This is a genomic window from Stenotrophomonas sp. YJH_SMC_138, assembly GCF_059369855.1.
Genome location: NZ_JCAFTB010000011.1, coordinates 157,083 through 166,556, shown reverse-complemented (window position 1 = coordinate 166,556; position 9,474 = coordinate 157,083). Strand labels below are relative to the sequence as shown.

General features: G+C 68.9%; 8 protein-coding genes. 2 read left to right on the top strand and 6 right to left on the bottom strand.

Translation table 11 applies throughout. The annotated features are described in order from the left end of the window. Positions 1 to 247: 247 nt before the first annotated feature. Genes AC5P7I_RS19690 through AC5P7I_RS19680 form a run of 3 tightly spaced genes read right to left on the bottom strand, consistent with a single transcriptional unit; the run spans position 248 to position 2,665 of the window. Complete coding sequence (locus AC5P7I_RS19690) at positions 248 to 907, bottom strand: hypothetical protein (RefSeq protein ID WP_032957033.1); 660 nt, start codon at positions 905 to 907, stop codon at positions 248 to 250. Next, positions 907 to 2,085: a glutathionylspermidine synthase family protein gene (locus AC5P7I_RS19685; protein ID WP_169411996.1), complete on the bottom strand. Its 1,179-nt coding sequence runs from the start codon at positions 2,083 to 2,085 to the stop codon at positions 907 to 909. The genes AC5P7I_RS19690 and AC5P7I_RS19685 overlap by 1 nt, the downstream gene beginning before the upstream one ends. 7 nt (positions 2,086 to 2,092) lie before the next feature. Next, the gene (locus AC5P7I_RS19680) at positions 2,093 to 2,665 is read right to left on the bottom strand and encodes a DUF1190 domain-containing protein (protein WP_005420172.1); all 573 of its coding nucleotides are present in this window, start codon (positions 2,663 to 2,665) and stop codon (positions 2,093 to 2,095) included. 409 nt (positions 2,666 to 3,074) lie between these two features. Between AC5P7I_RS19680 and ilvD the strand changes: the two genes are divergently transcribed. Further along, positions 3,075 to 4,913 (top strand): dihydroxy-acid dehydratase, encoded by a 1,839-nt coding sequence (gene ilvD / locus AC5P7I_RS19675; protein ID WP_262087778.1) that lies wholly within the window; start codon positions 3,075 to 3,077, stop codon positions 4,911 to 4,913. 105 nt (positions 4,914 to 5,018) lie between these two features. Here the strand turns inward: ilvD and dinG are convergent, their stop codons facing one another. From dinG to aroE, 3 genes are all read right to left on the bottom strand, one after another. Beyond that, positions 5,019 to 7,121: an ATP-dependent DNA helicase DinG gene (gene dinG, locus AC5P7I_RS19670; protein ID WP_049404916.1), complete on the bottom strand. Its 2,103-nt coding sequence runs from the start codon at positions 7,119 to 7,121 to the stop codon at positions 5,019 to 5,021. A 167-nt stretch (positions 7,122 to 7,288) separates the two neighbouring features. Further along, positions 7,289 to 7,642, bottom strand: a complete 354-nt coding sequence (locus AC5P7I_RS19665) for a hypothetical protein (protein WP_014648789.1) — start codon at positions 7,640 to 7,642, stop codon at positions 7,289 to 7,291. 3 nt (positions 7,643 to 7,645) lie between these two features. Further along, a complete protein-coding gene (gene aroE / locus AC5P7I_RS19660; RefSeq protein WP_014648790.1) occupies positions 7,646 to 8,491 on the bottom strand; it encodes a shikimate dehydrogenase in 846 nt (281 codons plus the stop codon). Positions 8,492 to 8,539: 48 nt separating this feature from the next. On the opposite strand from aroE, the gene AC5P7I_RS19655 reads away from it, so the two are divergent. Beyond that, positions 8,540 to 9,403, top strand: a complete 864-nt coding sequence (locus AC5P7I_RS19655) for a TolB family protein (RefSeq protein WP_014648791.1) — start codon at positions 8,540 to 8,542, stop codon at positions 9,401 to 9,403. The last annotated feature ends 71 nt before the right edge of the window (positions 9,404 to 9,474 follow it).

Genomic DNA, 9,474 nt, shown 5'->3' with positions numbered 1-9,474 from the left:
GCGGCCGGCACTACCCCCTGCAACAACCGCCGCATCGCCCTGGTAGGTGCCAACCTTGGTTGGCCCGAAACCCACAGCGCCGACCAAGGTCGGCATCTACCAAAACCGGTTGCCGGCCAGCGGCCGGGACTACCCCTGCAACAACCGATGCATCGCCCTGGTAGGTGCCAACCTTGGTTGGCACGAAATCCACAGCGCCGACCAGGGTCGGCATCTACCAAAACCGGTTGCCGGCCAGCGGCCGGCACTACCCCTGCAGCAACCGACGTTGCAACCGCTCCACCGCACGCTGCAGCAGCACCCGGTTGCGGCCCAGCTTCATCCACTGCGGCAGGCGCGAGAACATCGAACCGTTGGTAACGCCCGCGCGCTCGCGCAGAGGCGCGGCAGCGTAGTCGTGCAGTGCCTGCAGATGGGCTTCGTTGTAGGCCCACAGCACTCCGGCCGCAGTCTTTTCGACCAGCCGCAGCGGCAAGCCAAAATGCGGATCGATCGCCTCATTGCCACGCCATCGCGACAACGTGACCTCCACCTCGCTGCTGCGTCCGCACTGACTGCAGTCCGCCGCCAGCGTCCGCAACGGCGACACTGCACGCGCACGGTGCAGCTCGGCGCGGACCCATTTGTGCCCGCAGTATCCGCAGGGACGATAGCCGCTGTAGCGCACGGGCCCGACCCAGTCGCCCGCGGCACAGCAACCGCAGCCGCATCCACTGTCGAGGGCTGCGCTGCAGCCCAGGCAGCGGAAACGTCGCGATTCCGGCGTCCGCACCACCCAGCCGGGCGTATCGCAGCGGTGGCAGCGCACCGCGATGCGGTCCGAATAGCGCCACAGGGCGTGGCCGTCATCCAGATGCCGGCCCGGCAGCGGCGCAGGCCGCAGGTCGCGATTGCGCCGCACCGTCATCAGACGTAGATCCGCGTCGGCGCCTCGTCGACGATCGCGTGCGGCACGAAGCGCGCACTGTCGCGGGTGATCGCGCTGTCGTCCTCGCGGATGCCGATGCCGCAGGCATGGTCACCGATCACCCAGCTGCCGATCAGCGGGTAACCGCCTTCGAAGCGGGTGAGCGGATGGGCGCGCTGGATGATCGCCGGGCCGTCGTAGGGCCCGTCGCTGCGTTGGGTGCTGCCATCGGCCAGGTGCATCTCGATGTTGGCGCCTTCGCGCGAGAACAGCGGTTTGCGTACCCAGCCCGACGCCAGCGTGCTGCCGTCATCGAAATGCGCTTCCAGCAGGTTCGGATGGCCCACGTTGCGCTGCCACAGCAACGGCAGGATGCCCTTGTTGCTCAGCACCGCCTTCCAGGCCGGTTCCAGCAGCTGCACGCCCGAACCGGGCAGCGCGCGGCCGAATTCCTCGGCCATCAGGTCTTCCAGCGGATACAGCTTGAACAGCGTGCCGATCACCGAGTCGTCCAGCGCGGTGAAGCGGCCGTCCTCGGACAGGCCAATGTCCTCGATGGCGATGGCCTGCCCGAACAGGCCGGCCTGGGATGCGCAGTCACGTAGGTACTCGACCGTGCCACGGTCTTCCTCCGAAGTGCCGACCGCGCTGAAGTACAGCGGCGGCGGCAGCTGCGTGGCGAGGTCGCCGAAACGCTCGACCAGCGCTTCGTGGATCGCGTTGAACTGGTCGGCATGCTGCGGCAGGCGGCCGGCATTGCGCTGGTCTTCCAGCCACTGCCACTGGAAGAAGCTGGCTTCGAACAGCGAGGTCGGCGTGTCGTAGTTCAATTCGTACAGCTTGGCCGGGCCGGTACCGTCGTAGGCCAGGTCCAGGCGGCCATAGAGGTGCGGCTGGCGCTGGCGCCAGCTGTCGGCGATCCAGTCGCGGTAGTGCGACGGAATCGCCAGCTGGTCCATCAAGCGTTCGCTGCCGATGACATCACCGACCAGATCCAGCGCCATCTGGTGCAGCTCGGCGCTGGGGTCTTCGATGTCCTGTTCGATCTGGCGCAGGGTGAAGGCGTAATACGCGCGTTCATCCCAGTACGGCTGGCCGTCGATGGTGTGGAAGCGGAAACCCGCCTCTTCCGCGCGCGCCCGCCACTGGGCACGCTCGGCAATCCGGATGCGCTGCATGGGTTGATCAGCCGCCGTAGCTGCCGCTGGTGCTGCGGCGTGCGCTGGTGTTGCCGAAGCCACCACGGCTGGCAGTGACCGCACGGTTCGGCTCGCTGGTGACCGGGGCCAGGCCGGCCTTGCCAGCACCGATGCCGCTGGCGGTGTTCAGGCCACCGGTGCCGCCCGGTGCCGGGCGCGCCCAACCCGCATTCTTGTCCTGGTAGGCCGGTGCCGACGCCGGCGCCTGCGGGGCGAGGCCGCCGCGGTTGCTCAGCATCTGCGACATGAAGAAGCCCATCATCATCGGGCCGATGAACGAGGTACCGGCCGAGGTGTGCTGCTGCACGCACTGCTCCGGCTTGTAGTCCTTCTCGCAGGCTTCCTTGCTGGCGTACTTCGGCGCCGCATCGGCGGCCTGCTTCTGCGCTTCAGCGAACGCATTGCGGCACGACGACGGATCGCCGGTGGCCTCGGTGCAGGCCTCCACCGAGGTATACAGGCCTTCCTGCACCTTCACCTCCGGCTCCTTCTGGCAGGCGGTGAACAGCAGCGGCGCGGCGCTCATCAGCAGCAGCGCGGTGGTGCGGGAACGTTTCATGGCCTCATGCCCTGTCGACGGATCAATGCCCCAATGATGCCAAATCCGGGCCAGCAACCGGAATCGGCAAAGTGCGAAAGATGAACGGACTTTCATTTTCGTCGGCATTGGGGTCAGAGCCCATCGCGCCGCGATGGGATCCGACCCCAGGCGACGCACCGCTCTGGTAGGTGCCAACCTTGGTTGGCACACATCCCGCGGCGCCCGGTCATGCCCGGCGCGCGCAGCCAAGTCTCCGGCAAGAAGCCCCCTTGTTGTTCAAGGGGGGCGCGCCGAAGGCGCGGGGATAAGGGGAAATGCGCGGACCGCCAAGCCGCTGCAAGCGGTGAAGGTGGTTGCAGCAGCAACCGAAAAAATTGGCCATGATCGGCTGACCCCCACGTCGTACGGCCCGCCCGTTCCGCCCGCCATGCCCGAATACCGTTCCCGCACCTCCACCGCCGGTCGCAACATGGCCGGCGCCCGCGCCCTGTGGCGCGCCACCGGCATGAAGGACGGCGACTTCCACAAGCCGATCATCGCCATCGCCAACTCCTTCACCCAGTTCGTGCCCGGCCACGTGCACCTGAAGGACCTCGGCCAGCTGGTCGCGCGCGAGATCGAACAGGTCGGCGGTGTCGCCAAGGAATTCAACACCATCGCCGTGGACGACGGCATCGCGATGGGCCACGACGGCATGCTGTATTCGCTGCCCAGCCGCGAGATCATCGCCGACGCCGTGGAGTACATGGTCAACGCGCACTGCGCCGACGCGCTGGTGTGCATCAGCAACTGCGACAAGATCACCCCCGGCATGCTGATGGCCGCGCTGCGCCTGAACATCCCGGTGGTGTTCGTCTCCGGCGGGCCGATGGAAGCGGGCAAGACCAAGCTGTCCGAGCACAAGCTGGATCTGGTCGATGCGATGGTGGTGGCCGCCGATGACAGCGCCTCCGACGAGAAAGTCGCCGCGTTCGAGCGCAGCGCCTGCCCCACCTGCGGTTCCTGCTCGGGCATGTTCACCGCCAACTCGATGAACTGCCTGACCGAGGCGCTGGGCCTGTCGCTGCCCGGCAACGGCACCACGCTGGCCACCCACGCCGACCGTGAGGCGCTGTTCCGCCGCGCCGGCCGCCTGATCGTCGAACTCTGCCATCGCTGGTATGGCGGCGAAGACCCCAGCGCACTGCCGCGCGGCATCGCCACTCAGGCCGCGTTCGCCAATGCGATGACCCTGGACATCGCCATGGGCGGCTCCACCAATACCATCCTGCATCTGCTGGCCGCAGCACAGGAGGCGGAGGTCGACTTCGACCTGACCCACATCGACGCGCTGTCGCGGCGCGTGCCGCAGCTGTGCAAGGTGGCGCCGAACACGCCGAAGTACCACATCGAGGATGTGCACCGCGCCGGCGGCGTGTTCGGCATCCTCGGTGAGCTGGACCGCGCCGGCCTGCTCGATACCACGGTGCCGACCGTGCACAGCGCCAGCCTGGCCGACGCGCTGGAACGCTGGGACGTGGTGCGCAGTGACAACGACACCCTGCATGCCTTCTTCAAGGCCGGCCCGGCCGGCATCCCCACCCAGGAGGCCTTCAGCCAGGCCACGCGCTGGCCGACCCTGGACATGGACCGCGCCGAGGGCTGCATCCGCTCGCTGCAGCATGCGTACTCACTGGAAGGCGGCCTCGCCGTGCTGCGTGGCAATCTGGCCGTGGATGGCTGCGTGGTGAAAACCGCCGGCGTGGACGAATCGATCCACGTGTTCGAAGGCCCCGCGCGTGTCTATGAAAGCCAGGACGCGGCCGTCGCCGGCATCCTCGCCGACGAGGTGCAACCGGGTGAGGTAGTGGTGATCCGCTACGAAGGGCCGAAGGGCGGCCCCGGCATGCAGGAAATGCTCTACCCGACCAGCTACCTGAAGTCGAAGGGACTGGGCAAGCAGTGCGCGCTGCTCACCGATGGCCGTTTCTCCGGCGGCACCTCGGGCCTGTCGATCGGCCACGTCTCGCCGGAAGCCGCCAGCGGCGGCACGATCGGTCTGGTGGAGAACGGCGACCGCATCCGCATCGACATCCCCGCCCGCCGCATCGACCTGCTGCTGGATGAGGCCACGCTGGCCCAGCGCCGCGCCGACGCCGACGCACGTGGCTGGAAACCGCGCGCGCCACGCCCGCGCAAGGTTACCAGCGCGTTGAAGGCCTACGCCCTGCTGGCCACCAGCGCCGACAAGGGCGCCGTACGCAACACCGCCCTGCTCGGCGATTGATGCCGATCCGGTAGTGCCGGCCGCTGGCCGCCATCTGGGAAAAGGGGACGGAGGGGATTAAGTCGTTTGTGCCTCAAACGACTTAATCCCCTCCGTCCCCTTTTTTCAGCCGATCACGCGCTTGAACGGGGGCAGCGCGTCGATGATGCGCTTGCCGTAGCGGCGGGTCAGCAGCCGCGAATCAAGAATGACCACGCGGCCGGTGTCGGTGGAGGTGCGGATCAGGCGGCCGGCGAACTGGGTCAGCGTGCGCAGCGCATGCGGAATGGCGATCAGGTTGAACGCGTTGAGCCCGCGTCCCTCGAACCACTCGCTGAGGGTGGCGGTCTGCGGGTCGGTCGGCACGGCGAACGGCACCTGGGTGATCACCACCGTGGTGCAGGCCTCGCCGGGCAGGTCGAGGCCCTCGCCGAACGAGTTCAGGCCGAACAGCACCGAGCCCTCGCCTGCCTCGACACGCCGCAGGTGTTCCTCGATCAGCCGGGTCTTGGACATCTCGCCCTGCACCAGCACCTGCTTGCGGCGCGCGGCCGGCATCAGCCCGGCCACCTTCTCCATCTTCCAGCGCGAGGTGAACAGCACCATCGAGCCCTTGGCCCAGTCCAGTTCGGTGTCCAGGTAGCGCGCCACTTCGCGCGGGTGGCCTTCGCGGTCGTCCGGCGTGACCGGGAACTTCGGCACGATCAGTTCGGCCTGGTTGGGCAGGTCGAACGGCGACGACAGCGAGACCATCTCGGCCTCTTCCGGAATGCCGTTGTCGATCGCCAGCGCCTGGAAGTCGCCACCGCCGGTCAGCGTCGCCGAGGTCATCACCACCGAGTCCACTTCATCCCACAGCAGCTTGCGCAGCACGTGCGCGGCCGACACCGGCGAACCGTGCAGCACCAGGTCGCCATCGCGGGTGGCAGTCACCCAGCGCGCCATCGGCGGCGCGCCGTCCTTGTCTTCGCGGCGCCACGCCTGCCACAGGTTGTACTGCTGCTCGATCATCTCCAGCGCCATGCCCAGGTTGCGCTGCAGGCGCTCGCGCGCGGCATCGTCCGGCTTGCCCTTGGCCACCTGCGTGGTGGCCGCATGCGCCCAGTTGTAGAGGCTGCGGGTATCGTCGGCCAGTGCCTCGATCGGCTCGCGCCAGGCCTCGGGCAGGCGTCCATTGGCCGCGCGCCACATCGGCTCTTCGTCCGCCGGCGCCGGCATCCACACCCGCTCGATGTGATCACGGAACGCGCGCAGCTGCTTGGCCACGTTGCTGGCGACTTCGATCGCTTCGTTGGGCAGCAGGTTGCCCAGCCGGTCCTTGTCGACCGCGCGGTACGCACCGGCGATCAGGATCTGCAGGCGGCCGGTGCGCTTGGCCATCTCGTCCAGCGCGAGGCTGGCCGCGCCCTGGTCGATCGCCACGTTGCCGATGTGATGGCCTTCGTCCAGCACCAGCAGCATGTCCGAGGGCGGCGCGATCAACGGCTGCCCGTTGTCGCTGTCACCGATCGACAGCGCCGACAGCAGCAGCGCGTGGTTGGTGACCACGATCTGTGCGTCGCGCACCGTATTGCGCGAGCGCAGCACCGCGCACTGCGCCGAATAGGCGCAGCGTCGCCCGGCACAACCCGAGGCCGGCGTGGTGATGCGGCTGCGCAGGCCGGGACTGATGGTCTCCGGCGCATTGTCGATATCGCCATCCCAGCTGCCGCTGGTGAAGGCGTCGGTCAGGCGTTTGGCGATGTCCATCTCGATCGGCGCCAGCGGCCGGTCGAACAGTGGCGCGTCATCCTCGAACATGCCGCCCTGCGAGCCCTCGCCCTGCGCCTCGGCGGCATTGCGCGTGCACAGGTAGCGGGTGCGTCCCTTGGCCAGCGCCACGGTCGCTTCCAGGCCGGTGGCCTTCAGGAAATTCGGGATATCGCGCTCGACCAGCTGCGACTGCAGCGCCACGGTGCCGGTGCTGATCACCAGCTTCTTCTTGGTGGCCAGCGCGATCGGCACGCCTGCGGTGAGGTAGCCCAGGCTCTTGCCGACGCCGGTCGGCGCCTCGACCACGCCAACGCCACCGCTTTTCGACAGCGCGCGCGACACCACGCCGATCATCTGGCTCTGCGAGCGACGGGTGGAGAAGCCGGGGGTATTGGCCTGCAGCGTCGTGTACGCCTTGCGGATCGCGTCCTTCAAGGTGTCATCGAGCGTGCGCGGAGCGGCGACGGTTTCGGTCACGCCGGGAACTACCGTAGCTGGATCAGGCCGGTCATTGTCGCATGGCCGGCCGCGTTCACTGTTGCTGGCACCCTGAACGAGCCAGCGACGACGCCCGTCGGCGCGCACGGTCCGAAGCCCGCGCCGCACAGGGGCGAAACACGCCGGGCGTGGCCCGGCGCCAGCGCTCAGGCGACCGGGGCGGGACGGCTACGCAGCAGGCGCACCAGCGCCCACACCAGCAGCACCACGCCGATGGCCTCGACCATCGCCAGCGCGAAGTGCACCACGCCGAAGATGGCGCTCATGCCCGAGATGGCGCTGAAGTTGCCGCTGCTGACCAGCCACATCGGCAGCATGCCCGCCGCCAGGCCACCCAGGCTGGACAGCAGCAACAGCAGCAGGCCGACCAGCGCGCCGGTGCGGGTGGCATCGCGCGGCGCACCGACCACCCAGACCAGGCCGACGCACAGCGCGATCAGCACCGGCAGGCGCACGCCGACCATGCTCAGCACGGTCACCATCAGGGTTGTGCTGTCCATCGGTCAGTCCTCGCCGGCCAGCACGGCCGAGCCCTGGCGCAGCGACTGGTAGACCTCGCCGGTCTGCGGGCGCACGCCGTGCCACTGCAGGAAGCTCTCGGCGGCCTGCTCGACCAGCATGCCCAGGCCGTCGACGGTATTGCGGCACTGCGCCGCACGGGCCCAGGCCAGGAAGGCGATGGCCGCCTCGCCGTAGTTCAGGTCGACAGCAGTGGTCATCGAATTGACCAGCGACAGCGGCAGCTTGAACTCGACGTCGCGGTCGCGGCCAGCCGAGGTGGCATTGACGATCAGTTCGAAGTCGCCGAGGTCGCGCAGGTCTTCCCAGTAGCGGCTGATCGCACGGCCGGGCTCGCCCATCGCGTCGATCAGTTCGTCGGCGCGCTCCGGCGTGCGGTTGACCACCACCAGTTCGGTGATGCCGGCATCGAGCAGCGCCGGGGCGACGCTGCGCGCCGAGCCACCGGCGCCGATCATCAGCACGCGGCGGCCGCGCAGGTCCAGGCCGTGGCGGTCGGTCAGGTCGCGCACCAGGCCGATGCCATCGGTGGTGTCGCCGTGCCAGCGGTCGCCCTTGCGCAGCAGCGTGTTGACCGAGCCGGCGCGGCGCGCGCGCGCGGTCAGCGTGGTGCACACCGAGAACGCGGCTTCCTTGTGCGGCAGGGTGACGTTGGCGCCGACACCGTCCTCGGCGGCGAAGGCCTCCAGTCCGGCCAGGAACGCATCCGGGGCCAGGTCGATCGCGCGGTAGTCGATGGCGATGCCTTCCTGGCGACCGAACGTCGCGTGGATCTGCGGCGACTTCGAGTGGGCAACGGGGTGTCCGAAGACGGCGTAACGGTCGGTCATGGAATCCTCAAGCTGGCTAGACTGATGCTCTTTCGTGCACGGAACCGGATGATGCGCATCACCCCGCCCCTGCTGGTGCTCGCCGCCAGTCTACTCTCTGCCCCCGTGGCGATGGCGTTGAACGAGTACGGCATCGAAGGCATGGGCGTGGTCTCGACCCGCGCCGACGAGGGTCGCGCCACGATCAGCGCCGATGGCCAGCGCATCGTCTTCGCCCGCCGCGGCGAGGCCGGCTGGGGCCTGTGGGAGGCGCGCGTGGTGGACGGTCGCTGGCAGCAGGCACAGGTACTGCCGGTAGGCGTGGCCGGTGAAGCCCGCGATCCCTACTTCAGCCGTGACGGCCGCTGGCTGCTGTTCGCGGCCGGCCGCGAGGGCGCGCTGGCGCTGTACCGCGCCGCGTTGGCCGCCGACGGCCGGCTGGGCCCGGCGCAGCCGCTGGCCGGTGACGGCGGGCGCCGGGAAGAGCGCGGGCCGGCCCTGAGCGCGGACGGCAAGCAGCTGTTGTTTGCCCGCCAGCAGGGCCGTGGCGCCGGCTGGGACCTGTTCGTGGCGACGCTGGATGCGCAGGGCCTGCGCGGCCCGGCCAGCGCACTGAGCGCGTTGAACAGCGCCGACGACGAGACCGACGGCGACTGGCTGGGCCAGGACGGCGCCGTGGTGTTCAGCCGCGGCAACGGCAGTACCGCGCAGGTCTGGAGCAGCGGCTGTGCGTGGAGCGGTGTAGCGCTGCAGCCGCTGGGGCTGTCGTTCAACCAGGCCGGCGGCTGGACCGGTGCGCCGGTGGTCGACAACGCCAAGCCGGGCGAGATGATGGTGGCCAGCAGTGCAGCGAAGGCGCCGCGTGCCGGTGGCGTGGACGTGTACCGGTTGGCGGTGCCGAAGGTGGCGGCGGTGGCCGGGTGCGCGCGGTAGATCCACGCCATGCGTGGATGGCCGTTTGGTAGATGCCAACCTTGGTTGGCATACGTGAAAGCGCCAACCAA